Raw genomic sequence first — 23,722 nt, 5'->3', positions numbered from 1 at the left:
ATGACTTTTTACAAAAATATATTTACTCTGGTGATACTCCTTGCTCTTTCCGCCTGTGCAAGCGGTCAGAAATCCGTAGACTCGGGTCTTTCCCAAGAATCCGCAGTCCGCTCCAAGATTCAAGGAATCGATTCTCAACTTTCCGTTTCCAATTTGGACGAAAAAAAACGTTCGTCCCTACTCATGGAAAAAGCAAAACTTTTGCTTCAAATCGAATCCTACAAGGAAGCTTCCATCGTTTTAAAGCAAATCCAAAGTTCTAAAGAAGGAAAAGGTCTCGAACACTTAGACCATTACCTCGGAACCGCTTATCTGGGAATCAACGACACCGAAAACGCAATCGTTCATTTTAGAAAATCGGAGTCCGTGGACAAAAACTACGAGTCCACAACTCGTAAAAAGATGTACGCAAAAGCCCTCTATCAAGAGGAAAAATACGGACTCGCACTCGGCATTTTAGGACGCGCGTCCAGAGAAAAGGATTTTGAAAAAGACATTCTCTTTTACGAAACCGTAGCCAATAGCTTTATGCGGATCAAGGAATTCAAAAGATGTCAGATGGTTCTGGAAGAGGGACTTCAGAAATTTCCGGAGAGCCCGGTTCTGAAGGAAATCCAGGAACAACTTTCTCAGGTTCTTCCAAGATAACTCGCCCCAATCTCAAATTCAGTCTATTTCAAAAGGTTCGGCAAAGGTTTCAAACCTTTGCCCCCGTTGATATTCTCCGTTTCCTCGGATCCTTCTTTCTTTTTTTAAAGGAAAACAGAAGAACGAAAATCATTCTCGTTTCGTTTGTGATCGTGGTTTCCGTACACGCGATCGTAGTCGAATCCGTAAGTTATTACGTGCGGAATTATCTTTTGGATCTGCGCGGCCTGAAGGAACTTTCCAGAAACTTCATCAACAAAGAACTCGGACGCGCTGTCACGCTCGGAGTCGTGGAATACGATTTTCCAAACGCGGTCGTGTTCGAAGACTTTCGGATTTCTTCCGAAGAGGATTTTGCGCTCAATCATATTCTTTTTAGAACCAATAAGATCCAGTTTCGACTCGGAGGTTTGTGGAAGGGACAACCGTATATCCGCGGGATCGTCGTGAAGGATTCTTCGATCAACATCGATCTTCAGGATCAGATTTCGGAAGAATTGATCGACTACGTCCAAAAGATCAACATTCCCGAGATCCGTTTGATGAACACCACCATCACGATTTCCAAAGGCGGCGAAGAAGTCTTGAACGCCCTCAAAGGAATCGATATCGTTATCACCAAACGTCCCGAAGGTGTCACCGTCGCCGTGAGTGATTCTCTTTTTCCTTTGCCGTATTCCAGATTTATCCAAGGAACTTTCGAAACCAAGTTCGGCTCGGAAGAATCGAAAAGTAAATTCCGTTTTCAGAATGTAAAAGCGGAGAAGATCCGCGGAATTTATTCCCTCTTCGGAAAGATGGCCTTAAGTTCCGGAAAAATCTCCGGAGAATACGAGATTTTTTTGAACGGCAAAAACGTTTCCGTAAAAGGAAAAAACGAGTTCACGAACGTTTCGGGTAAGATTCTTCAGGATCTTCCCTTGGGTTTAAAAATTCCCGATTTGAAGGACGCGGATCTCGTTCACGAGATGGATCTGAAACTCGACGAAACGGGCGAAAAACAAATTCATACTTTTACCAAAGAGGAGAATCTGTTTCGTCTAACGTATTCGGCGAATCCGAAAAAACTCGCGAGCTGGGAAATTTTCGCGGACTGGAAGAATATTCAGGAATTAAAATCCGTTTTTCAACTTCCGGGAGATCTCGAAATTCTCGAAGGTCAATTAAACCTAAAAGGGAAATGGGACGAATCGGGAAACTACGGCGATTGGATCAAAAGCAACGTTTCGCTCAGTCTTTTGGGATTTCACTGGAAAGATCCTTTTTTCGACGTTCGTTTGGATCAGGCGAATTTAAACGTTCTTCCCGGAAATACAGTGGAGTTTAACGCGAAAGGAGATCTTTTTCAGGAACCGATTTCGACCAAGATCACCGGCAAAACCGGTTGGAAAAAATCCGTCCGTGGAAACGGAACCAATTATTATCCCTTATACAACGATTGGAAATGGGATCTGGAACTCGATCGTATTTCCGTAAAGGACTTTCTTCCGGTTTATCATTCTTGGAAGAATTGGATTCGCACCGATATCAAAACCCGTCAGGAAAAATTGGTTCCCGAAATCCGTTGGACCAGAACTCCATTTTACAAATATCTAATAGAGTATCTTACCTTTACCGTTCACTGGAAGTTGAAGTCGTTTCGATTCAAGGATAAGGATCTCGGAAGAGCGACCTTGGACGGAAAAGTGGTTCCATTCTTTTCAAGATTGGATCTGAAAGGTTATCAAGGCGAGAATCAATTCGTAGAAGCGTTCGCGAATTTTACGTTCGGTCAGGACAATCCGTATATGGATCTGAGACTGAAGGTTACGGAAATGCCTTGGGAAGAAACGGTGAACGGCTTTTGCGGAGCCTTGCTCGTGCCGGAAACGATCACTTCGGATACTACGATTCGTTTGTTCGGGGACGATTTTTTGGCGCTTCACAATTCCTTAAACGTTTTGCATAACGTGAGTTTCAATCGTTCCCGTTTTCAGGATAAACGATCTCTTCCTTTGAATCTGAGAGAACCGTTCGACTTCGGTTACGAACAGAATATTCTCCCCACCTTATCCTATTACAGAAATATCTTTTGGAAAAACGAGACCGCCGATCTTACCGGCTACGGCGCGGTGGAACCGAATCGGATTCGGATCAGCGCGAACGGAAAGTTGAACGACGCTTTTATCGGAAGAAAATTCAGGGAGGAATCCGGAGAATGCAAACTGGAATCAACAGGAGACAGATAATCTTAGTCGTCGCAGGAGTTCTTCTGACGATCCTTCTCACTTTCGGAATTTATCTTTATATATTCAGAAAATCTGATATTCCAATCGGAAAAGGCGCGGAAACGAGAATCGATCTGATCGGAACCTGGAGGGTTTCTCCGATCGTGCCCGCGATGCAGATCCGGTTTATCAGCGAAAAAGAGGCGATCCTTCTGGAGGAAAACAACGAAACCAAGTTGTATCTGATGGAGGACGGAGAAGGTCTTCAACTTAGAAGAAGAGGGGAAGAAACTCCGAGCGGTTATTTTTTATTTCGTGAACTGAAGTCGAACACTTGGCAGGGACTTTGGGGAGACGATCTCGTCGTATTAAAAAGACTTTCTTCGGATAACGGTTCGCGTTAAACGTTATACGCGTTTCTTCAATAATTGGTTTTCACGAAGCCGATTTCGAAAAAATTGGCATTCATGAAACTCGTTCTTCCGCCAAGACGTTCACAACGATTATGCTCGCATCGACCGTAATGTTCTGCAACGACACGAAGAAGAGTTGTCTACAAGGTTGCGAACTCTTTCAGTAAAAACGACCGGAGAAACGGCCGAACCTTCTTAAATCGGTTCTCCGATTTTTTCAACGTTGGCGGTCGCACCGGTTCTTTTGTAGATTCCCTTGATGAGTTTTGTGATTTCTCTCGAAGCGTGACGGGAGGAATTTTCGTTTCCCAAAGCGTCCTTTACTTTGCGGATATCTTCGATCGTTTTTGCTCTGTATTTTTTGTTTTCCAAAAGTGCGATCGATTCTTCCACGATATGATGAGGGGTACATTCCGCTTGAACGAGTTCTCTGCAGATTTCCTTACCGGAAAGAATGTTCACAAGACCGATATGAGGCGTGCGGATAAAAAGCGAACCGATCACATACGTGAACATGCTAACTTTGTAAAGTATGATCATCGGTTTTTCGAAGTAGGCTACTTCGAGGGTTGCGGTTCCGGAAGTTACTAGGACGAGATCCGAGGCTTCGATGGCGCGAAGAGAACGGTCGAAAAGATATTCGATTTTCAGGTTTGCGTATTTCGTTTTAGCAAGTTCGATCTGTTCGAGAATATAAACCTCTTCCTTTTGGTTGATGTTCGGTAAAAGAAAACGAACCTTTTTCTTTTCGGTTTCATAGTGATCGGAAAGTTGCCCCGCGGTTTCCAAAAGATCGTTTAGGATTCTTCTGATTTCCCCACTTCTGGAACCGGGCATCAAAGTAATGACGGAATGAAAATGGGTTTTGTCCTCCGGATCGGGAACGGCCGCTTCCTTTCTTATTTTTTCGCGAAGCCGAACCGCAAGAGGATGACCTACGAATTCGCAAGGAACACCGTATTGATCGTAAATTTCCTTCTCGAACGGAAACAGAACGAGCATCAGATCTATATTTTCCCGGATCGTAAAGATTCGATTGAACTTCCAAGCCCAGAGTTGCGGAGAAACGTAAAAGATAACCGTGATTCCGAGCTTCTTCAATTCTTTGGCGAGACGAAGATTAAAACCGGGATAGTCGATGAGAATCGCGTGCGTACAATTCTTTTCGATGGCGACGTCGAGAAGTCTTCCGATCAAAGCCTTTAAGAATCTGTATTTAAAAAGAATCGCTGAAAATCCGATGATGGAAAGTTCTTCCATGGATTCGATCGAAGTAAAACCTTCTTCGATCATTCTTTCCCCGCCGACGCCGAACGTTTCGAGATCGGGAAAGTTTTTCTTGAGTTCTCGGATGAGTTCTCCGCCCAAAAGATCCCCCGAATGTTCGCCCGCCAACATGAGAATTTTCGGATCCTCCTTCTTGACCTGCGCGGAGACCGAACGTTTGGACGCGGCTTGACTACCGGATTTTTTGGGTTGTAGAGTTGATTTTCGTAAGGTTGCCACTGCCGATACTCAAGATGTGAATTTTTAATTTTTCTGCAAGGTTAATAAATTCTTTTGGATGTACGATGATCGTTTCGCCTGTACGAAGCGCCAAGGTTCCGCAGTTGTTTTCATACATCGTCTTTAGGGTTTCCTCGCCGACGGTGGGAAGATCGAAACGATGATCCTGACCCGGTTTGGAACTTTTACACACGACCGCCTTCCCTTTTTTCGCGTAAGAACCGCCTCGTTTGATCGCGAGATCGGTTCCTTCCACGGCTTCCACGGCGAGAACGGATTTGTCGAGAACGACGACGGTCTGACCGATATCGAGTCCGGCCATTTTCTCCGCGTATTCCATACCGAACGCGACGTCTTCGAGTTCCTTTTTGGTGAGGGATTTTTTCGTGTATCTTCCTTCGGGAAGAAATAGGGATTTTAAATACGTCTTTTGGGAAATGATCGTGATCTTTTCTTTGGCGAACTCTTCGGAAACCGTTTTGAAAATCGAGTAATCGTGTTTGTTGATCATTCTCGCCAAAAGACTGATCGCCTTGAGATCGAATTTAAGATTTTTGAATATGATTTCCTTTTTGACCTTCCCGAGAAGGAGAAGACGATCGATGCCGTGTTGTTTGCACAACTTCATAAGCGTTCCGATCTTGACAATATGGATCGGAAGATTTCGATCTCCGTAATTTCCGGGTTGGAAATCGGATTCGATGATGGAAAGAAAGATCGGATCTTCGCCCGCCGCGAGAGCCTCTTTCATTCCGATATGAGGTAGTTCTCCCGCGCCCGCGAGAATTCCGAGTCTTCCCAAGGTTAAAACCGAATCAATCCGAAGAAGCCGATGATTTCGCGGATTCTCCCGAACCGGAACCGCTCTTTTTATAATCGGTCACGTAAAAACCGGTTCCTTTGAAAATGATTCCGGAACCGTTGGAAATCATTCTTTCCACGTCCCCTTGTTTTCCGCAAAGATGACAATCTTTAACGGGGTCGTCTTTCATGGAATGAAATATCTCGAACGTTTGTCCGCAGGCTTTACATTTGTAGTCGTATGTCGGCATGGAAATCTCTCTATTAGAATATTCTAATTTACTATCGCTTGTTACGGGACGAACTTGAATTGAAAAACGCTCAAACTCGAATCCCCGTTTTCTCTCGCCATGGGAAGACAAAGTCTCCAACGGATTCCGGAACTCGCGTCGATCGATTCGAGGGAATCGATACCCGAAAGAACCCTTTTTTCCGAAACGATCAAACCGCCCTGAAAACCGGAACCGCCGCTTTGTATATTTAGACGAAATCTCTTCTTCGAAAAGTTGTCTCCGGTGATGTATCGATTTCGGTTGATGGAAATACTTTCCTTATCCATTTCGATTTCGAAGGCCTTCTGTAGGTCGCCCGGCGAACCGGCGAACAAGGTAAAAACCGGAAGGCTTTCGTCACCGCCTAAGAACGTGAGATAGAATTCAAGATCGCGGAACGGTTCCTCAACGGAACGACAAACCAGATCGTATTTATTTTTGGAAGAATGGAGAACGATGCCCGTGTCGCCGTCGAGAGCGATCTTTTCCGTGGGATGATATTCACCTTGGAATCCGTTCGGCGGCGAAGATTCTTTCCAAGATTCGAAATCCCAAACGGGAGAACGGTCCAAAGCGCGGAAGGATTCTTCCATACTTTGTGAGATCGAAAGATCCGAACTCACGTTTTTTAGAAACCCGGAAAAGATCCAACCTACGCTTCCGTTTCTCAGATCCAAAACCTGATTCCAGTTTCCTCGTTTGCCCGCGATGGTTTCGGTGCGAGAGTCCCGATCGAGAATGAATACGGTTTCTCCGCCCTTAAACTGAAACGCGATCGGGTTTTCGGTTCCCGGTCCCGTTCTGACGTTCAGATTTTTTCCTTCGATCTCCGCCTTACCGCCGCTAAACGGAGAATCCTCTCTACCCGAAAAGTATTCGAGCAGACGGGCCAGTTTCGTTCTTCCGCTTTCGTCCAGTTCCTTCGCGCTTCCCGCGGATAAGGATTTAAGAAGAGCTTGGTTGTATTCGTTGTAAAGCGGAAGAGGGTTGGAAGAAATTAATTTCGTAAGATAACGGGAAAGAATGTCCTGTGTTTCGTATTCCGCGCCGAGAGTGAGTTTTTTACAAAGGGCTCTTGTTTTTAAAAAAGAACCGTCCGGTAAAAACGAAAAGAATCTGTCTTCGAAGGTGAAGATCGTTCTTCCGCCGACTTCGCGTTTTGAAAATTTCAGTCCCGATTTGTCCGCGAACTTTTGAACGATTCTTTCCTTCTTTTCCGCGGCCACGGTCAGAAGCTGAGAGTTGTATTCCGCAAGAGACATGGAAGCATAGGAATAATCCTCCAAGTCCGGATCCTTTTTGGAAAGAACCTCTAAAACGACGTCGTCCCAGTTCCCTTTGGAAAAATTCTTATAAACGGAATCGGTTTTTCGGGTGAGAATTTTCCAAACGAGAAAACCGAGAAGAATGGAGGCAAAGAACAGGCCGAGGGCTACAAAAAAACTCTTTCTCAATCGTACCTCGGCCTCTTTCTATCAATCTAAGTTCGGGAGAAGTTTGTCTCGTTCCACTTGAAAGCGTTCGAGCAGGGAATTCTTCGCAAGATAATAACGAAGAAGATCGATGTTGAAGTTCACTTTCGCCTGAGTCAATCTAAGCTGATCTTGAACGTATGTGTCTAACGCGTTCTTTACGGAAACCGCGTCGGCTCTACCTTGACGGAAGCTACGAAGAACTCCGTTGTAGTAGTTGTTACTTTCTCTTTCGGTGATGATGTTGTTTTTATAAATTCTGTGACTTGCTTCGAGAGCTTCGATCCGAGTTTTTACGTCGTCTCTCACTTCGTTCTTCAATTCTTCCTCTCTCAGTGTCGCCTGACGCATTCCGATATTCGCGTCTCTGACTCCGGCATAAATTCCTTTGTCCGCGATCGGATAGACAAAGTTCATTTGTCCGGTCCATTCCTTATACTTTGCAGTGGTGATACCGTGGGTGGAATCCACATAGTTCTCCTGAGGAGAAACGATGTTCTGAGCCTGACTCGCTCCGGTTCCGGAAAGAGTCAGAGTGGGAAGACGATCGTTGTTCGCGTTTTTCAAAGCGGCTTCCGCGATCTCTTTTTGTTTCAGAGCGTTTAAAAAGTCCGCTCTGTGTTTATAAGCATATTCTAAATCTTTTGTATATTCCGGTTTTTCCGCCAGCTCTTCGAGAAGATTGGTTTCTTCGGAAAGGGTGGTTCCGTCCGGAATTTTCAAGGAACGAACGAGTTTACGTTTCGCTTCTTCTTTTTGAACCTGAGCGGTTTCCAATTGGTTTTCCGCTTGGGCGAGAAGTGCGTTCCACTGATTGACTTCGAAACTTTCGGAAAGTCCTAGTCCTTGTTTACGAGCGGTAAGATTGCGGATGTTTTTCGTATTCTCAACGAGTTGTCTGTAAGTCTTAACGGCTTGGGTTTTGATGGAATAATCCCAGAAGTCGACGAGAGAATCCACGATCACACCGGAGATTTGTTGAGAGACTTGGTTTTTTGCGATCTCGGCTTGGGACTCGAGAATTTTTACTTCGTTTCTTCCCTTATAACCGAAAGAATTTTTGAGCAAGTCCTGGCTGATGGTCGCTCTAACAAAACCGGTATACAAAGGAGGAATTCCCAACGCCGCGAATCCGGCCGGAGTTGTGGCCGCGTTTTCAAAAGCGTTCGAGTCGAATCTTCTCGTTCCGGCTTCCACTTTGAAGTAGGTTCCGGTCGTTTGTAGGGTTTTTTCGATCCCGCCCTTGATGGTATCGTCGGAGATCTTCGTCCCTGAGAGGAGGTTCGCTTGGTTAAAAGGAAGAATGGACTGACTCGCTCTTCCGTCCGCTACCAATCTCCAAGAATACTTGGAATCGTTTTTCAAAAAATTCGTATCGGATTTCGCCAATTCGTAACGAAGATTCTGTAAGTTATAATTGCTTTCGAGAGCGCGTTTTACGGTTTCTTCCGTGGAGAGTTTGAGAAGAGTTCCTTCCGCAAAAAGTGTCGTCGACAGAAGAAGAACGAAACTTCCTAAAAGTATCCGGGAAATTTCCCGAACTTTCGGAATCCTTGTTTGAGAATTTTTGACCTTATTTTCCATTCCGTGCTCCTTCCGTTTTGGACCCTTGTAGAATAGACCCTGGTTACCCCAGAGCCTTCTTCATTTTTTCTCCAACTTCCGCGATCGATTGGCAAACTTGAATGCCCGCTTCCTGCATCGCTTTCATTTTGGAGGTTGCAGTTCCTAAACCACCGCTGATGATCGCACCCGCGTGCCCCATTCTTTTGCCGGGAGGAGCGGTTTGACCAGCGATAAAACCGACCACCGGTTTTTTTACGTGATTCTTGATGTATTCTGCGGCTTCTTCTTCGGAAGTTCCGCCGATCTCACCGATCATTACGATTCCCTTGGTTTCAGGGTCTTCGTTCAACAATTTGATTGCTTCGGTGTGGTTCATTCCTGGAACAGGGTCCCCGCCGATTCCGATACAAGTGGATTGTCCCAGACCTTGTTTCGTGATCTGAGCAACGGACTCGTAAGTTAAGGTTCCGGAACGGGAAACGATTCCAACCGAACCTGGGCTGTGGATAAAACCGGGCATAATTCCGAGTTTTTGTTTTGCACGAGGAGTAATCACTCCGGGGCAGTTCGGACCGACGAGTCTTGTTTTGGAATTTCTAAGAACGCTGTAAACTTTCAACATATCGTGCGTAGGAATTCCTTCCGTGATACAAATCACGAGCGGAAGTTCCGCGAGAATCCCTTCGATGATCGCGTCCGCCGCGAATGCGGGAGGAACGAAAATAACCGCTGCGTTTGCGCCTTCGTTCTTTACGGAATCCTTGATCGTGTTGAATACGGGAACCTTATCTTCCCATTTGCTTCCGCCTTTTCCGGGAGTCACTCCGGCAACAACCTTTGTGCCGTAAGCGAGCATTTGTGTCGCGTGAAAGGAACCTTCCTTACCGGTGATTCCCTGAACTACGACTTTTGTATTTTCATCAACTAATACTGCCATGTGTGCTCTCTCTTATTGAATCAATTTGGCAATGGTGCTTGCCGCTTCACGGAGATCGTCGACTCCGGTAATTTTCAGTCCGCTTTTGTTGAGGACTTCTCTTCCTAATTCCGAGTTCGTTCCTTGGAGACGAACCACGAGGGGAACCTTTAGATCCACTGCCTTAGCGGCTTCGATGATCCCTTCGGCAACCATATCGCAACGAACGATTCCACCGAAGATGTTTACGAAGATCCCTTTTACGTTCGGGTCGCCGAGGATGATTTTGAATCCGTTGGTTACGGTGGTTTTGTTCGCTCCACCTCCCACGTCGAGGAAGTTTGCAGGTTCGGCACCGGCGAGTTTTACGATGTCCATAGTCGCCATCGCAAGACCGGCTCCGTTGACCATACAACCGATGTTACCGTCTAACTTGACGTAGTTGAGGTTGAACTCGGAAGCTTGAACTTCGAGAGGATCCTCTTCGGTGATATCTCTGAAAGCCGCGTTGTCCGCGTGACGGTAGAGAGCGTTTTCGTCGAGGTCGATCTTACAATCTCCCGCGATGATTTCGTTTTGTTTGGTAAGAATGAGAGGGTTGATTTCCAAAAGGGAAGCGTCTTCTTTGATATACGCTTCATAAATCGCCAACACCAAACTTTGGAAAGACTTGTGTGATTCGGCGGGAAGTCCGAGATCGAAGGCGAGTTGTCTTGCTTGGTTTACTTGGAGTCCGATTCCCGGATCGATTGCGATTTTCAAAATCTTTTCAGGATGAGTTTCCGCTACTTCTTCGATTTCCATCCCGCCTTCCGTGGAAGCCATGATGATGGTCTTGCGAATGGAACGATCCAGAAGGATACTTAGATAATATTCCTTTGCGATATCGATTCCCTGTTCCAGATACACTTTCAGGACTTTCTTTCCTTCGGGTCCGGTTTGGGGAGTGATGAGTTGCATACCGAGAATTTTGTCTACGGCTGCGATTGCATCTTCTTTGGTTTTGGTTACTTTAACGCCGCCACCCTTTCCGCGCCCGCCGGCGTGGATTTGCGCTTTTACAACTACGACAGAACCGCCGGTTTTGGAGGTAACTTCGTCATGGGCTTTGGATGCGTTTTCTTTCTTATCGATTACGACACCAAATGGAACGTTGGCTTTGTGCCTTCTCAGGATTTCTTTTGCCTGATACTCGTGAATTTTCATGAATTAACCTTCATTGAACTTAGTTCAGTGCTTTTAGTAGGAGGTAAAGTTTACTCTAAATTTATAATGTTTTCGGTAGGAACTCTGGTGTCAGTAAAAAATTCAGAGGATTGGCGATTCGGTGGGGAAGTTTTGAGTTCGAATGATTTCAAGGGATCGAAATCGGGGAAACGTTCCGAGGGCGGAGTTCCGTCCACAAGGTGAGGCGCGCTTGTAAGGGAGAATCGGGGAAATTTATGGGAACTCGGTAGTGTGAAAGCAGAGGTAAATTATTTAGAAAATTCTTCCTTAAACGCTTGAAAATACGAATCTGTATCGTATATAGTATCGTATGAAAGTGACCGCGATACTGCCGGATGATCTCGTTGCCGAGATTCAAAAATACTCCGGGGGAAAAAACATAACGGATTCTCTCCAGAAGGCGCTTACGGAATGGTTAAAACAGGCCAAAATCAGAAATCTAAATACCAAATTAAATAAATCCCCGCTTTCGTTTCGAGAAAACTTCTCCGCAGAAACAGTCCGTAATCTGAACCGTAATCAATGATTTTTGTAGATACGTCCGTTTGGATTGAATTCTTCCGAGGCAATGAACCTCATTTTAGTGAACTCAAAGACTTACTCGAATCATCGGAAGTGATCGTTCATGAAGTCGTTTTTGGAGAGTTGCTTCAAGGATGTAAGAATAAACACGAAGTCTCTTTTATTTTAGAATATTGGGAAAACCTAAATTCTTTAACTTCGGACGGCAGCTTTTTGTCGGCGGGAAAACTTTCCTTTGAGAATAAACATACCGACAAAGGGATTGGATTGATTGACTCGGTCCTTATCAACGAAGCGAAGAGTAAGAAGCTACGACTTTGGACGTTGGATAAAAAGATCCTTAAGGTCTTAGATAAGAAAGAAATCTATTCGAGTCGAAGTAAACACGTCGGATAATCTTGGTTTTCAAAAACTCGTTCGTTCACTGAACTTTGCGGGAACTCTTACAAACTTTTCAGAATTTCCCGAATGATCTCGCCCGGATCAGTTTCGGGAGAATTTTTTAAAATCTTATCCACTTCCTTGCTCGCCGTTTTTTCCTCGAAACCCAATTGAACCAATCCGAGAATCGCGATTTCTCGTTTTCTGGAAAAGGCCGCTTCTTCCGGAGTTTGGGAAGAGGTCGGTAGAACGACCGAAAGTTCTTTTGAGGAACCCGACAAAAAGATTTCCAACTTTTTTAGATTCTGTTTTACCTCGAAGAAAATCTTTTCCGACGTTTTGCCTTTTACTTTGGGAATTTTTTCGAGCTCTTTGGCTTCTCCGGTTTGAGCGATTCTATATAAATCTTCAGCCGAAAAAAAGGAGAGAATTTTGAGCGCCGTCAATTCTCCGATTCCTTGAAGGCCTTTGATTACTTTGAAGAATTCTTTGTCTTGTTCGGTTAAGAATCCGAAAAGTCTCTGACCTCTTTCGTTCATCGCGTGGAAGATATGAAGTTGAACGTCTTTTGCGGAAGGAAGGCTTTTGAGTTCGAGATAGGTTTTAAAGGAAATCGTAACTTCGTAGGTTACGCCGCCGGTTTCGATATGCGCAAAACCGACTTCCAGTTTTTTGAGAATTCCTTTTAGCCCTGAGATCATGGTTCCACACGAGGCTTTCGAAACTTAGAGTAAAGTGAATTTTGTAGGAACTCCGACGATCCTTCTGTAAAACGTGCGCCCCACCCTGATTGGGTGGAGGTGGAGAGGCGGTGGGAAGAATCGAGAAAATTTCCCTATCACAGTATCCTCTTTATTTCAACGAATTTTCTAAACGATTCTCCGTGGGAACTCCCACAAAACCTTAGAAAAAGAATTCTTTACTTCAAAGATCGATGATCTCGCCCATCGTCCAAACCTTAAGCGGAGGAGCGGCTCCGTTTTTTTCGGAATGAAGTTTCTTCAGATAAAGAGGCGCTTCCGAGGGAAGATCGTCTCCCAATGCGAACGTTCCCCAGTGGACCGGCAAAAGAAGAGAAGAACGGAGAATTCCACTCGCTTCCAGAGCTTCTTTCGGTCCTATATGAGCGGCTTCCATAAACCATCTCGGCTTGAACGCTCCGATCGGAAGAAGAGTCGCCGAAAATCCTTGAGGGAAACGTTTCCCGATTTCGGAGAAATGTTTGGAAAAGCCCGTGTCGCCGCCGAAGTATATTCTAATATTCTCAAATTCGAATGCGTAACTTCCCCAGTGATACTGATTCGTATCGGTGAGTCCCATTCTGCTCCAATGTTTCGCCGGAAGAAAATGAATCTTTGTGCCCGCATATTCGGTTACGTTCCACCATTCTTGAATCACGGAATTTTCAAAACCCTCGTCTTTCGCGAATTCTCCCATGCCAGACGGAAGATGAACCGTAACTTCTGGAAATAATTTCTGAATCTTTTTGATGGAATCTATATCGAGATGATCCCTGTGCGCATGGCTGATAACGACGACATCCACGCCGGGAAGATCTTCGGGTTGAATCGGAAGAGGAGTAAGTCGCTTAACAAAAGGAGGAACTCCGGTAAAGATCGGATCGGTGAGAATATGCATTCTTTTGCCGTGAAAGTTCGCAGCGATCCAAACGGTGGCATGTCCGAGCCAGATGATTCTCACCTTACCTTCGGGTGCGAGAAAATCCTCTTTCTTTCTCGGAATCACATCGGGAATTTTTTCCAAATTTCCTTCCACAACCGGAGGATCGTTCGGACCGAAAAGTTTCCAGCGAATCACCGCGAGGAAACCCTTATTCAGTTTTTCGTCGTCTTCGATATTATGATATTTGCCGTCCTGAAAGTGAGAGGACCGAACCCGTTCTGGGTCCACGGGAAAACAGGTTTGAAGAAAGAGGAGAATGGCGATTAGAAGAAAGATTCTTTTCATAGGCGGATTGATTCGTTCGATCCCGAATTTTTCACCAGGTTCCTGAATCCCGGAAAGTTCTGCGAATCTTCTTTTGAAAATCGAAGCGTAGAATCGGGTTTTTTCGTTCTTGCAAGAATTTATTTTTATTTGGTCCGACAAAGTGTCGGCCGGAAAAATACTTGAAATGTAAAATCTGCCCGACTTCGGACAAGAGCGCCTCTTTGTTCCATAAAACAATGAGTATGTTCCTCGAGAGGAGGTTCATTTCGTTTTTCTATTTCTTTTGCGATCGCGGGTGTTATCCTCAAAATGATTCGAGTGAGCTCGTTTCGATTTTGAAAAGGAGAATTCCAGTGAAGCTTTTAACTCTTTGGGGAATTACGGTTTTTACATTGTTGAGTTTGTTGTCTTGTTCCAACTACGGACTCAACCAAGACCAGGCTAAAAAAGACGACGATAAAAAGAAATGTCAAACGACGACCGCCGCTTATTTGGCTTGTTCGGCTTCCAATCCAACGATGGGCGCCTGCGATTCTTTGTATTTGGGCGTGCTCGCGGTTTGTAGCAGCGGGGGCTCCAGCGGAGGCGGTGGAGGAGGGGGCGGCGGATATTGATCCTCTCCGTTCTTAATTCCGAAAGAAGAATATTCTAAAAACTGAATGTTGTTATGATGACGCGGTCCGATCCGAAGTTCGGTTCGTATTCGAAACCGGGTTTGCGTGGATTGTTCTCATCCTTTTCAGGCAGGCCCGGTTTTATTTTTTGAAATTCTTTAAAGCCGTCGATCTCGATTTCGGTAGAACGCTCCGATTGCGGCTTTGAGATATCGATCCGATCGGCGCGCTTCGGCGACCGCTTTTGCTTCAATTCTAATACATCCCTTCCGGATCTCGAGACGATTCGTTCCTACGTTTTCGATCATTTTCAATTGCATGAAATCGCCGTTCTTTTCAAAAAGGAAAAAATCCCTTTTTCAGATCGCAGATGTCTCAGGCTCCTCGCAGAAATCTTCCCGAAAAAACGAACCGCACGATCGCGTTTTTGTTAAGCGTATTCTTTCTGTGTGTTTATTTTTGCATTCCGATTGCGGATGCGATCCAGGTTCGATCGATTCTTTTCGAAAGTTTCGGTTTGGATGTTCGCGCCTTCGAAAACAGAGACGCGTTTAGTTGGCTTTGGATTTTTGGGATTCTCCTTTTGTTTTCCACGATCTTTTCTTATACGCTTTGGGCTTTGATCCACGAATGTGTGCACGGAAATTTTTCGAACTCCCGAAATGAAAGTCATCTTTCGGGAAGAATTCTTTGTATTCTTTTCGGAACTCCGTATCAGGTCGTAAAAACGGCGCACCTCATGCATCATAAATTCAATCGCGCCGAAGGAGAACGGATCGAATACGTCGAAGCGGGCGCGGGTCCGATTCTTGTTCAGAAATTTTTTTACTACGTTCGTCTGTTTTTAGGAACTTACTTTTTGGAAGTCGCGGGCGGATTTTTTTTGAGTCTTCCTCTTTCGTTTACGACTCGGATCGCGGATCGATCCGTCTCCAAGTTTCCGGTTCATAAGGCTTTCTTTAAGCAGATTCAAAAACCGGAGATCGTTCGGGAACTTCGAATCGATTCTTTGTGGATTCTTCTTTTGTTCGGAACCGCGTTTTATCTTTCGGGTTCTTCGTTTCCGTTTTTGTTAAGCGTATTGTTTCTAAGAGGTTTTATCGTTTCTTTCTTGGATCATTCGTATCACTACGGGAAGGAATTGGATAACGTTTATTCTTCCTTTAACTTATCTCTTCCGAAATCCTTTTCCTTTCTGTTTCTCCATTTCAATTATCATCGTGTGCATCATCATTTTCCGGGTTGTCCTTGGAACCGTCTTCCGATTCAATTCGAGAATTCCCGGGATACGATGGATCTTCCTCTTTTGAAACAAGCGTTTCTACAACTGAAAGGCCTTTTGATTCTTCCCGAAAAATCTCGAAACTCCTAACTCAATTTGATTGTCAAAAGCGGGTTTTTCTACATTCTGTCGCTTAATGTCCTATAATCATAAGAACGTCCTCGATACGGAACAATTCTCAAAGGCGGACCTCGATTTTCTCATCGGCAAAACGAGAGATATGGAACGTTTGGTCGAACAGAACAAGGCCTTCGGCATCTTAACCGGTAAACTTTTGGCTTCGTTGTTCTTCGAAGCCTCCACAAGAACGAGACTTTCCTTCGAGGCCGCGATGGAACGTCTCGGTGGAAGAGTGATCTCCACCGTGGGTTTTCAATTCTCATCCATCTCGAAAGGGGAAACGTTGTATGACACCATGAAGATGGTGGAAGCCTACGCGGACATTGCGGTGATCCGCCATCCCGTCGAAGGTTCTTCCCGAATCGCCGCGGGCGCGGTTAAGATTCCGGTGATCAACGCGGGAGACGGAGCGGGTCAACATCCGACTCAGGCGATTCTCGATCTTTATACGATCATCTCCGAAAAAGGAACGTTAGACGGCTTGACGGTCGCGTTTATCGGCGATCTCAAATACGGAAGAACGATTCATTCGCTGATCAATCTTCTCAGACATTATAAGGTTCGTCTTTATCTGATTTCTCCCCCGGAATTGGCTTTGCCCGATTCTTATAAAAAAGGTCTGGAAGGTTATCCTCTTTCTTTGGAGGAAACCACGGACATCAAAGCCGTTTGGGATTGCGACGTCGCGTATGTCACGAGAATTCAAGAGGAACGTTTCGCCGATCACAAGGAATACGAACGACTCAAGGATCTTTTTAAGATCAACAAGGAGTTGATTCTCGCTTCCAAAAAGGAAACCACGATTCTTCATCCGCTTCCGAGAGTGAACGAACTCTCGACGGATGTGGACGATCTTCCGAACGCCGCCTACTTCAGACAGGCGCGTTACGGAGTCGTGAGTAGAATGGCTTTGCTCTGTCTTTCCTTGGGACAGGATTTCTAATCTTCTTGGAACGGAAACTCTGGACATACGAAGAGGCTCGTAAAATTCTACCCGTATTCAGGGAGATTACGGAAGAATATTATTCCTACGTATCGGAGCTGACCGTTCAACTTCGGGAAAAAATTCTTCCCGAAAACGAAATGGAAAGCAAGGAGGAAGAGGTTCGAAAGTCGATCTTCGAATGGTCCTCCAAAATCCAGGAATACGGAATCGAAGTCAAAGGTCTTTGGCTCATCGATTTCGACAATGGTAACGGATATTATTGCTGGCACCTCGGCGAAGAGGATCTTCTTTTCGAACACGGTTACGAAGAAGGTTTTGCCGGAAGAAAATTAATCGATAGGGAAAACGAAGATGGCGAACATCAATGAGAATTATTTAAAATTAAAAGCGGGATATTTATTTCCCGAAATTTCGAAACGAGTCAAGGCTTACTCCGAAAAAAATCCTTCCGCAAAAATCATTCGTTTGGGAATCGGCGACGTGACTCTTCCGATCGTTCCTTCGGTCGTAAACGCTATGGTCGAAGCTTCCAAAGAGATGGGAACCGCGGGCGGTTTTCACGGTTACGGACCCGAACAAGGATATTCATTTTTGCTAAAGTCGATCGCGGACAACGACTACGGTTCTCTCGGAATTAAAATCGACGAAAGCGAAATTTTCGTTTCCGATGGATCTAAATGCGATTGTGGTAATATTCAAGAAATCTTTTCCACCGATGCGAAGATCGCGGTCGCCGATCCCGTGTATCCCGTTTACGTCGACACGAACGTGATGGCCGGAAGAACCGGCGAGATCGGACCGGACGGAAGATATTCCAATCTGATTTATATGCCCGCGACAAAAGAGAACGGTTTTCAACCGGAGATTCCGAAAGAAAAAGCGGACATCGTTTATCTTTGTTATCCGAACAACCCAACCGGAACCGTGACCACGAAAGAATCCTTAAAGGCTTGGGTGGAATACGCGAAGAAAAACAATTCCATCATTCTTTATGATTCCGCGTATGAAGCGTTTATCAGCGAACCCGGAGTTCCGCGTTCGATCTACGAAGTGGATGGCGCAAAAGAAGTCGCGATCGAGTTTCGTTCTTTCTCGAAGACCGCGGGTTTTACGGGATTACGTTGTGCTTATATAGTAATTCCGAAAGAACTCAAAGGTCGCACCCGTGGCGGAGAAGAGGTCAGCATCAATTCTCTTTGGAGCAGAAGACATACGACCAAGTTCAACGGAGTTTCTTACGTAACTCAGAAAGGCGCGGAAGCTTGTTATTCTCCTCAAGGAAAAAAAGAAATTCAAGAATCGATTTCGTACTATATGGCCAACGCCGCGAAGATCCGCGAGGGTTTGAAAAAAGCGGGTTACGAAGTTTTCGGCGGAGTCAACGCTCCTTATATCTGGTTGAAAACTTCCGACAATCTTTCTTCTTGGGATTTCTTCGACCGATTGTTGGACAAGGCTCAGGTGGTCGGAACTCCGGGCTCCGGATTCGGCCCCGCGGGAGAAGGTTATTTCCGTCTCAGCGCCTTCGGTAAAAAAGAAGACGTGGAAGAGGCGATCGCGAGAATTTCCGCGCTCTAAGTTTTAAACTTTGGGTCGGTAGACCGTCCAACGACAATTCCGTTCGATCTAAATCGTTTGTCGGTGAAAAAGTGGTCTTGCAAGTTGCAAGGCCACTTTTTTTATGAGAATGTGGGAACTCCTGCGTTTTGTATTTTTCTCGCGGACTTGCGTTCTTTGATTTGCAATTCAAAGTAGGAACTCTTACACTTTGTTCCACAAGATCACATGATTTCGGTCCGCTTACGATGAACCTTCAAAAGTTCCTTCCTAAAAATCCATTCTTACGACAATTCGTTGAGTCTTTTATAATATTGGAAACCGAAGAAGGAATGGAGAATCGGCTCATGCCCGGCTTTTCATTCATATTATATTTTCGTTATAGAGGACAAATTGACCGAATCGATTCGACCGGAAAAAATCCGTTACCGAGGGTCGGAATTACGGGCCTGCAAAACGCGCATCGATTGATTTCGTATTCCGAAAAAACTTCCAATCTTCTCGTAACGTTTAAGGAGGCCGGGGCCGCCGCTTTCTTAAAAGAATCTCTTCACGAATTTTTCGGAAAAACGATCGCCTTGTGCGACGTTCTTTCGCCCGCAAAGGTCGCGCATATCGAAGAAAAACTTTCCGAATCCAAAAACGACGAAGAGCGCATCGAGACGATCGAGAATTTTCTGATCTACGAATTGAAACAAATCGATTTGGACGCGACCATTCTCGATTCGATCCGAAAAATTAAAGCGACATCCGGAGAACTTAAAATCAGGGATTTGATCGCCGGACTTCCGATGGGCACGGATCTATTTGAGAAAAAATTTAGACGCATCGTCGGCGCGTCTCCGAAACGATTTTCGACCATAGTGAGAATGAAACGTTTCATCCAGGATTACACTCCCGAAAAAAGTTTCACGGATCTCGCGCATTCGTTCGGATATTTCGATCAATCTCATTTTACGAAAGACTTCAAAACTTTTACCGGGCTAAGTCCGAAGGAATATTTTAAAACTCCCCGAGAATGGTAAGAAAATGAATTTTTACAATTTTTTCAAGAACGCCCGAGTTACACTTCTTGAAAATTGGAGATTCAAATGCATACAATTCTCATCGACAAATTTACCGTACCGAACGAAGCCCGGGAAGAATTCTTAGAAAGACTGAACATCAACCGAAACTTCATACATACTCTTTCCGGATTCGTAAAAGATTCCGTATACGAAACCTCGACCGAAGAGGGAAAATTCAAAGTAGTAACCGTCGCCGTCTGGGAAAACGAGGAGAAGTTTCAAAACGCGAAAGCCGCCGTCGCTCTCGAATATAAAAAACAGGGTTTCGATATCAACTCGATGATCCAACGTTTGGGAATGACGATCGAACGGGGAACTTACAACGAGATGCAAGTTTCGTAATACGAAGTACGACGTGAACGAGCGCGTCGATTCATTCTTCGTTTTAGCAAAATTGTTAAACGACTGAAACGTTCGTATTTAAGGCGCGCAATTGCCGTTGAATTCGATCGCCCCGATCGAATAACCGAAGGAACCCAAAGGCACCGGACTTGCGGGCGTTGTGTTGTTCGTTCTTACGTTTCCGAGAAGATCCGTCTGATAGAGCGGTTGGATCGGAGGCCCGTAACCGGGATCGATTCCGCCGTAGACGGAATTGCAACGGGAAGTCGCGCTGAGTTTAAAAACGTTCGTCGCACTCGTAGGGTTGTCGAAGACCGGATTGTGCGAAAAGTTTTTTTGAGTCGCATTGGTCAACGGAGCGAAACAGGTAAAAGAATTGAGCAACGCGCTCGGTTCGGCGCCGCAAAGTTTAAACGCGGTTCCGTTGGAATCGACCGGAGTCGAACAACCCACAAAATTATTCCCCGCGATATTCGACGCCGCGCTCATAGGATTCACGTCGAAATTCAAACAAGTGCTGGTCGTCGCGCCCGGATTCGTGATGATCTGGTTGTTGATTACGTTTACGTTGATCGGATTTGAAATCGCTTGATGATGAATTCCGTAAGAACGATTGGTTCCGCTTCCCCCGTAAATCGTATTGTTGATAAAGATAAAGTTCGGAGAATTGATCCACAACGCCTGAACGGCCGCGCTCGACGCCGCGGTGACCGGAACGGCCGAAGTAATATGATGAGAATTGAATATATTGTTCACGATTCGAAGGGCTTGGGTCGTGTTTTCGATGCTGTTGTTGATCATGATCCCGAGAGAAAAATCCAAACCGTCGTTGACGTTTAAGTGAGAACCGCCGCTGATAAAGTTGTTCGAGATAACGCCTTGGGTTCCTTCCAAGATTCTCATACCGGCGGATAAGGAACTGCCGCTTCCCCCGAGAATATAATTTCCGGATACAACGAAGTTCGGACCGACGTTCGAAGCGTAGATCGCGGATCTTACGATAAAAAGACTGTAAGCGGAAGTCGTGTCCGTGGAACCCAACAGCACGTTGCCGTTTAGAATCAAAGAAAACGCACCGGTGTTCAAATTACTCAACCAAAGTCCAGTGGACCAAGGATTGTTCGAATTCGTTATAATCGTAAATCCTTGTATTAGAATATTTGAATTCATCGTAAATGTTCCGGCTGCGATCGGAGTACAGATACCGAAATCGGAAGAACCGCAACCGCCGAAACCCACATCGTCCCGTATGATCGAAGGAAACGCGGCGGAATCTCGCGCTAAGAAGTCGTTTCTAAAACCGCCTAAGAGTTGTAGTTTATCCTTTAAAAGAATTCTCTGGCTCATCGAAATCATCGAATATGTTCCCTGCGAAACCAGAACGAAACAAGGAGTCGCCGTCGTACATTGGTTGATCGCGTATTGGATTTCTCCGCAAGCCGTCGCGATCGTGCTACAACTTCCCGCGCCCGCGCCGCCGGGTCGAACGTATTTGATTTGATTCGTCGCGGCGACGCCGTAACGAATCGGAGACGTTATCTGAAACGGACGATTGGTTCCCGATTCCGTACATCCCGAAAGTTGAATACACTGATTGAGTCCTCCGGGCCAATTGACGTTCGGATGGATCGTGACGACGTTTCCCGTATAATTCAGCGCGGCAAGAGGAATAGCTGACGGACCCAGGTTGGAAGAACACGCTCCGGAAGATGGCGTCGGAGTAGGCGCCGTAAAATTACAACTCAGCGGAGTTACCGGTTTGGAAAACGTAAGCTGAATCGAATCGGTATCGTTCATCGCGGTTTGATTGATAGGAGAAGCGTCGACGAGACTCAAACAGTTTACGTTCAAGGTAACGGGAGCGTTGTTGATCGTTCCGCTCGCGGGAGGCACGGCTTCGATGATACAGTTGTGTTGATTCGGACTCGAAAGAATCGAAACCGAATACGTTCCCGTATCGGGCACTTGACCCGCAAACGTATAATCCCCGTCGCCTGTGACACTCAACGTATCCACGTTCCCGCTTCGAAGCGAAAGATTTCCGGTCGCGGTTCCCGCGATTCCGAACACGTGGAGACTCACGTTGAAAAAACTGGTTCCGCAGTTGATCTCCACCAAAGTCGCGCCAAGTCCGATCGTTCCAGTAGGATTCGTGATAACGCAGGTTTGGTGCGGAGAAGAAACGGGTTGCGAAACGACGGAAACCGTAAAACTGGAAAACTTAGGTTTTTTTTTCGGAAATTCAAAATCTCCGTTCGAATCGATCGTAAGATTTTCGGAATCCTGATTGGAAACGGTAAAGGAACTTCCGCTTGCAAGTCCTTGAACGCGGATCTTCAAAATCGAGGAGGAATTGGACAAAAAGTAATTTGAAAAAAGAGCCGTATCAATGATGGACATGCCGTTTGGTTTGGGCACACAGCCAATCAAGATCAGAAAACAAAAACTGAATGAGATTCTAAAAATCGCGGAATTATAAAAATTATACATCTATTTATAAAAATAACTGATCTGAAGATGCAACAAATTGACTGTGAGTTTTTACTCGCTTTTTTCAAAAAGCCAGTAGGAACGTGCGATAAAATGACTCCTTTTTGGAAGTGTGGAAAAACGGGGGAAAGTTAAGAATTGTAAAACAAAAACGGATTTCGTTTAGGTTTCCCGGATTCGATTCGGAGAAAAAAAAATCCGGAAAACCGATGGAAATCGTATTCTTTAAAGAATGTTTTGAAACGGAGAATTCTCTGAAATCCGAAAGGAAATAAAATCGTCGCCGTGCGTGGCAAATAAATAATTTCCATTCTTATAAACCCATTTCAAGGAATCCATACAGTAAGAATGATCTAATCTCGGGTCGCGTCCCTGAATCGTAGGACTTTCCTCTTCTTCATCTTCTTCATCTTCTTCATCTTCTTCTTCTTCTTCATCTTCTTCTTCATCCAGTTCGGCATCGTCTTGATCTTCGGTTTCGTCGTCCTCACTTTCATCCTCTTCGTTGTAACCATTGTGATCGTATTCAGGATCGACTCGTCTCGGATTGCTCGCGACTTCGAAGTATTCTTTCTTGTCGCCGGTCTCGTATTGTTGAAACAACGGAACGATCTTATGTTCGGAACGATCGAAAATCGCATACGAATAATCGAAGCCGAAAAGAACGTCCCCGTTCGAAAGAGAAAGACAAACGTTCGGCGTTCTTTCCAGTCGGATCGGATCTCCGATTTGTTTTAGATTCTCATCCAAAATTAAAACGGAAGAATATTCCTTTTTACCGATCTTAGTTTCTCCGTAAAGAATCACGCCGGAAGAAATTGAAAAAACTTTTTCGGTGGGATTGAAGTTCGGGAACGATGTCTTGGAAAGAATTTCCAATTTTCCGTTTATTAAGGAAATCTCATATAGAAAACGATCGTCGCTGATTCCGTTGGTAAGAATGAAATGATCTTGAAACGGGACCAGACGTTCCACGTAACCCTTTTCGATTTTTTGTTTTTGGAGCGGTTGGATTTCGTTCGGACGATTCAGATCCACGACTCCGACCCCGTCCCAGTTCATCGCGAGAACCGCCTTGTCGTTTACGATCGCCGTATCGTATAAATCGTAACCTAAAAGAATATAAGAATCGATCGGTTTCGGATCGGAAACTTCCTTTAGGTCGAAGGAATGAAGAGCTCTTCTGCTTTCGGTTGCATACAACGTTTCGTTCCGGATCGCAAGACTTCCGATCGCGGATTGAAACGGGATGGAGCGAACCAACTCCGGCTTTTCCGGGTTTTTCAAATCGATGACGTGAATATCCCTCGCTTCTCCGTAGAGTTGGCAGACAAAGGCGTGATTTTTGTGGACGATAAAACGATTGGCGCTCGGGAGTTTGATTCGACTTACGAGCGTTAGATGATTGTTCTTCATAAAGACC

At 45.2% G+C, this 23,722-nt stretch carries 23 protein-coding genes; 12 read left to right on the top strand and 11 right to left on the bottom strand.

Features of this window, described 5'->3' with window-relative positions; all coding sequences use genetic code 11:
- The 3 genes from LEP1GSC052_RS08895 to LEP1GSC052_RS08885 are packed head-to-tail and all read left to right on the top strand — an operon-like array spanning position 1 to position 3,259.
- Positions 1-648, top strand: coding sequence for a tetratricopeptide repeat protein (locus LEP1GSC052_RS08895; RefSeq protein WP_010575452.1), 648 nt, complete (start codon positions 1-3; stop codon positions 646-648).
- Positions 552-2,876 (top strand): LIC_12586 family protein, encoded by a 2,325-nt coding sequence (locus tag LEP1GSC052_RS08890; RefSeq protein ID WP_244265276.1) that lies wholly within the window; start codon positions 552-554, stop codon positions 2,874-2,876. Before LEP1GSC052_RS08895 ends, LEP1GSC052_RS08890 begins: the two co-directional genes overlap by 97 nt.
- Positions 2,846-3,259, top strand: a complete 414-nt coding sequence (locus tag LEP1GSC052_RS08885) for a hypothetical protein (RefSeq protein ID WP_020985991.1) — start codon at positions 2,846-2,848, stop codon at positions 3,257-3,259. The genes LEP1GSC052_RS08890 and LEP1GSC052_RS08885 overlap by 31 nt, the downstream gene beginning before the upstream one ends.
- 204 nt (positions 3,260-3,463) lie before the next feature.
- On the opposite strand, the gene lpxB is transcribed toward LEP1GSC052_RS08885, so the two are convergent.
- The 7 genes from lpxB to sucC are packed head-to-tail and all read right to left on the bottom strand — an operon-like array spanning position 3,464 to position 11,007.
- The gene (gene lpxB / locus LEP1GSC052_RS08880) at positions 3,464-4,774 is read right to left on the bottom strand and encodes a lipid-A-disaccharide synthase (RefSeq protein ID WP_020985638.1); all 1,311 of its coding nucleotides are present in this window, start codon (positions 4,772-4,774) and stop codon (positions 3,464-3,466) included.
- Positions 4,728-5,576 (bottom strand): LpxI family protein, encoded by an 849-nt coding sequence (locus LEP1GSC052_RS08875; RefSeq protein ID WP_010575448.1) that lies wholly within the window; start codon positions 5,574-5,576, stop codon positions 4,728-4,730. The genes lpxB and LEP1GSC052_RS08875 overlap by 47 nt, the downstream gene beginning before the upstream one ends.
- Positions 5,577-5,589: 13 nt before the next feature.
- A complete protein-coding gene (locus LEP1GSC052_RS08870) occupies positions 5,590-5,826 on the bottom strand; it encodes an FmdB family zinc ribbon protein (RefSeq protein WP_010575447.1) in 237 nt (78 codons plus the stop codon).
- Between the two features lie 41 nt (positions 5,827-5,867).
- Complete coding sequence (locus tag LEP1GSC052_RS08865; protein ID WP_020986652.1) at positions 5,868-7,301, bottom strand: SH3 domain-containing protein; 1,434 nt, start codon at positions 7,299-7,301, stop codon at positions 5,868-5,870.
- A gap of 21 nt (positions 7,302-7,322) precedes the next feature.
- Positions 7,323-8,903: a TolC family protein gene (locus LEP1GSC052_RS08860; RefSeq protein WP_010575444.1), complete on the bottom strand. Its 1,581-nt coding sequence runs from the start codon at positions 8,901-8,903 to the stop codon at positions 7,323-7,325.
- 43 nt (positions 8,904-8,946) lie between these two features.
- A complete protein-coding gene (sucD, locus tag LEP1GSC052_RS08855) occupies positions 8,947-9,822 on the bottom strand; it encodes a succinate--CoA ligase subunit alpha (RefSeq protein ID WP_010575443.1) in 876 nt (291 codons plus the stop codon).
- Between the two features lie 12 nt (positions 9,823-9,834).
- Positions 9,835-11,007, bottom strand: a complete 1,173-nt coding sequence (sucC, locus tag LEP1GSC052_RS08850) for an ADP-forming succinate--CoA ligase subunit beta (protein WP_010575442.1) — start codon at positions 11,005-11,007, stop codon at positions 9,835-9,837.
- A gap of 331 nt (positions 11,008-11,338) precedes the next feature.
- On the opposite strand from sucC, the gene LEP1GSC052_RS08845 reads away from it, so the two are divergent.
- Positions 11,339-11,554: a hypothetical protein gene (locus tag LEP1GSC052_RS08845; RefSeq protein WP_010575441.1), complete on the top strand. Its 216-nt coding sequence runs from the start codon at positions 11,339-11,341 to the stop codon at positions 11,552-11,554.
- Entirely contained in the window at positions 11,551-11,946 is a 396-nt protein-coding gene (locus LEP1GSC052_RS08840; protein WP_010575440.1) for a PIN domain-containing protein, read from the top strand. Before LEP1GSC052_RS08845 ends, LEP1GSC052_RS08840 begins: the two co-directional genes overlap by 4 nt.
- Positions 11,947-11,993: 47 nt before the next feature.
- Here the strand turns inward: LEP1GSC052_RS08840 and ruvA are convergent, their stop codons facing one another.
- On the bottom strand, positions 11,994-12,632 hold the full coding sequence (gene ruvA / locus LEP1GSC052_RS08835) for a Holliday junction branch migration protein RuvA (protein WP_010575439.1): 639 nt from the start codon (positions 12,630-12,632) through the stop codon (positions 11,994-11,996).
- A 223-nt stretch (positions 12,633-12,855) separates the two neighbouring features.
- Positions 12,856-13,899, bottom strand: a complete 1,044-nt coding sequence (locus tag LEP1GSC052_RS08830) for an MBL fold metallo-hydrolase (RefSeq protein WP_040913409.1) — start codon at positions 13,897-13,899, stop codon at positions 12,856-12,858.
- A gap of 335 nt (positions 13,900-14,234) precedes the next feature.
- Between LEP1GSC052_RS08830 and LEP1GSC052_RS08825 the strand changes: the two genes are divergently transcribed.
- From LEP1GSC052_RS08825 to LEP1GSC052_RS08795, 7 genes are all read left to right on the top strand, one after another.
- Entirely contained in the window at positions 14,235-14,495 is a 261-nt protein-coding gene (locus LEP1GSC052_RS08825; RefSeq protein WP_010575437.1) for a hypothetical protein, read from the top strand.
- Positions 14,496-14,865: 370 nt separating this feature from the next.
- Entirely contained in the window at positions 14,866-15,867 is a 1,002-nt protein-coding gene (locus LEP1GSC052_RS08820; RefSeq protein WP_020986592.1) for a fatty acid desaturase family protein, read from the top strand.
- A 46-nt stretch (positions 15,868-15,913) separates the two neighbouring features.
- Positions 15,914-16,840 carry an aspartate carbamoyltransferase gene (gene pyrB, locus LEP1GSC052_RS08815; protein ID WP_010575435.1) on the top strand — a complete coding sequence of 309 codons (927 nt, stop codon included), beginning with the start codon at positions 15,914-15,916 and terminating at the stop codon, positions 16,838-16,840.
- Positions 16,841-16,845: 5 nt separating this feature from the next.
- Entirely contained in the window at positions 16,846-17,211 is a 366-nt protein-coding gene (locus LEP1GSC052_RS08810) for a DUF2203 domain-containing protein (protein ID WP_010575434.1), read from the top strand.
- Entirely contained in the window at positions 17,195-18,421 is a 1,227-nt protein-coding gene (locus LEP1GSC052_RS08805; RefSeq protein WP_020985969.1) for an LL-diaminopimelate aminotransferase, read from the top strand. The genes LEP1GSC052_RS08810 and LEP1GSC052_RS08805 overlap by 17 nt, the downstream gene beginning before the upstream one ends.
- A 161-nt stretch (positions 18,422-18,582) precedes the next feature.
- Positions 18,583-19,425 (top strand): AraC family transcriptional regulator, encoded by an 843-nt coding sequence (locus tag LEP1GSC052_RS08800; protein ID WP_156892112.1) that lies wholly within the window; start codon positions 18,583-18,585, stop codon positions 19,423-19,425.
- 66 nt (positions 19,426-19,491) lie between these two features.
- The gene (locus tag LEP1GSC052_RS08795; RefSeq protein WP_010575432.1) at positions 19,492-19,809 is read left to right on the top strand and encodes an antibiotic biosynthesis monooxygenase; all 318 of its coding nucleotides are present in this window, start codon (positions 19,492-19,494) and stop codon (positions 19,807-19,809) included.
- Between the two features lie 78 nt (positions 19,810-19,887).
- On the opposite strand, the gene LEP1GSC052_RS08790 is transcribed toward LEP1GSC052_RS08795, so the two are convergent.
- Positions 19,888-22,209, bottom strand: a complete 2,322-nt coding sequence (locus LEP1GSC052_RS08790; RefSeq protein ID WP_020986407.1) for a hypothetical protein — start codon at positions 22,207-22,209, stop codon at positions 19,888-19,890.
- Positions 22,210-22,524: 315 nt separating this feature from the next.
- Entirely contained in the window at positions 22,525-23,715 is a 1,191-nt protein-coding gene (locus tag LEP1GSC052_RS08785; RefSeq protein ID WP_010575429.1) for an LVIVD repeat-containing protein, read from the bottom strand.
- Positions 23,716-23,722: the final 7 nt, after the last annotated feature.

Source organism: Leptospira kmetyi serovar Malaysia str. Bejo-Iso9 (assembly GCF_000243735.2).
Lineage (GTDB): Bacteria > Spirochaetota > Leptospiria > Leptospirales > Leptospiraceae > Leptospira > Leptospira kmetyi.
The sequence above is the reverse complement of the archived record's forward strand: the minus strand, read 5'-3'. Positions and strand labels throughout refer to the sequence as shown.

Coding starts and splice junctions, on each gene's coding strand:
- LEP1GSC052_RS08895 (WP_010575452.1), top strand. CDS start 1: ATGACTTTTTACAAAAATATATTTACTCTGGTGATACTCCTTGCTCTT.
- LEP1GSC052_RS08890 (WP_244265276.1), top strand. CDS start 552: ATGTCAGATGGTTCTGGAAGAGGGACTTCAGAAATTTCCGGAGAGCCC.
- LEP1GSC052_RS08885 (WP_020985991.1), top strand. CDS start 2,846: ATGCAAACTGGAATCAACAGGAGACAGATAATCTTAGTCGTCGCAGGA.
- LEP1GSC052_RS08870 (WP_010575447.1), bottom strand. CDS start 5,826: ATGCCGACATACGACTACAAATGTAAAGCCTGCGGACAAACGTTCGAG.
- LEP1GSC052_RS08860 (WP_010575444.1), bottom strand. CDS start 8,903: ATGGAAAATAAGGTCAAAAATTCTCAAACAAGGATTCCGAAAGTTCGG.
- sucD (WP_010575443.1), bottom strand. CDS start 9,822: ATGGCAGTATTAGTTGATGAAAATACAAAAGTCGTAGTTCAGGGAATC.
- sucC (WP_010575442.1), bottom strand. CDS start 11,007: ATGAAAATTCACGAGTATCAGGCAAAAGAAATCCTGAGAAGGCACAAA.
- LEP1GSC052_RS08845 (WP_010575441.1), top strand. CDS start 11,339: ATGAAAGTGACCGCGATACTGCCGGATGATCTCGTTGCCGAGATTCAA.
- LEP1GSC052_RS08840 (WP_010575440.1), top strand. CDS start 11,551: ATGATTTTTGTAGATACGTCCGTTTGGATTGAATTCTTCCGAGGCAAT.
- ruvA (WP_010575439.1), bottom strand. CDS start 12,632: ATGATCTCAGGGCTAAAAGGAATTCTCAAAAAACTGGAAGTCGGTTTT.
- LEP1GSC052_RS08830 (WP_040913409.1), bottom strand. CDS start 13,899: ATGAAAAGAATCTTTCTTCTAATCGCCATTCTCCTCTTTCTTCAAACC.
- LEP1GSC052_RS08820 (WP_020986592.1), top strand. CDS start 14,866: ATGTCTCAGGCTCCTCGCAGAAATCTTCCCGAAAAAACGAACCGCACG.
- pyrB (WP_010575435.1), top strand. CDS start 15,914: ATGTCCTATAATCATAAGAACGTCCTCGATACGGAACAATTCTCAAAG.
- LEP1GSC052_RS08805 (WP_020985969.1), top strand. CDS start 17,195: ATGGCGAACATCAATGAGAATTATTTAAAATTAAAAGCGGGATATTTA.
- LEP1GSC052_RS08795 (WP_010575432.1), top strand. CDS start 19,492: ATGCATACAATTCTCATCGACAAATTTACCGTACCGAACGAAGCCCGG.
- LEP1GSC052_RS08790 (WP_020986407.1), bottom strand. CDS start 22,209: ATGTCCATCATTGATACGGCTCTTTTTTCAAATTACTTTTTGTCCAAT.
- LEP1GSC052_RS08785 (WP_010575429.1), bottom strand. CDS start 23,715: ATGAAGAACAATCATCTAACGCTCGTAAGTCGAATCAAACTCCCGAGC.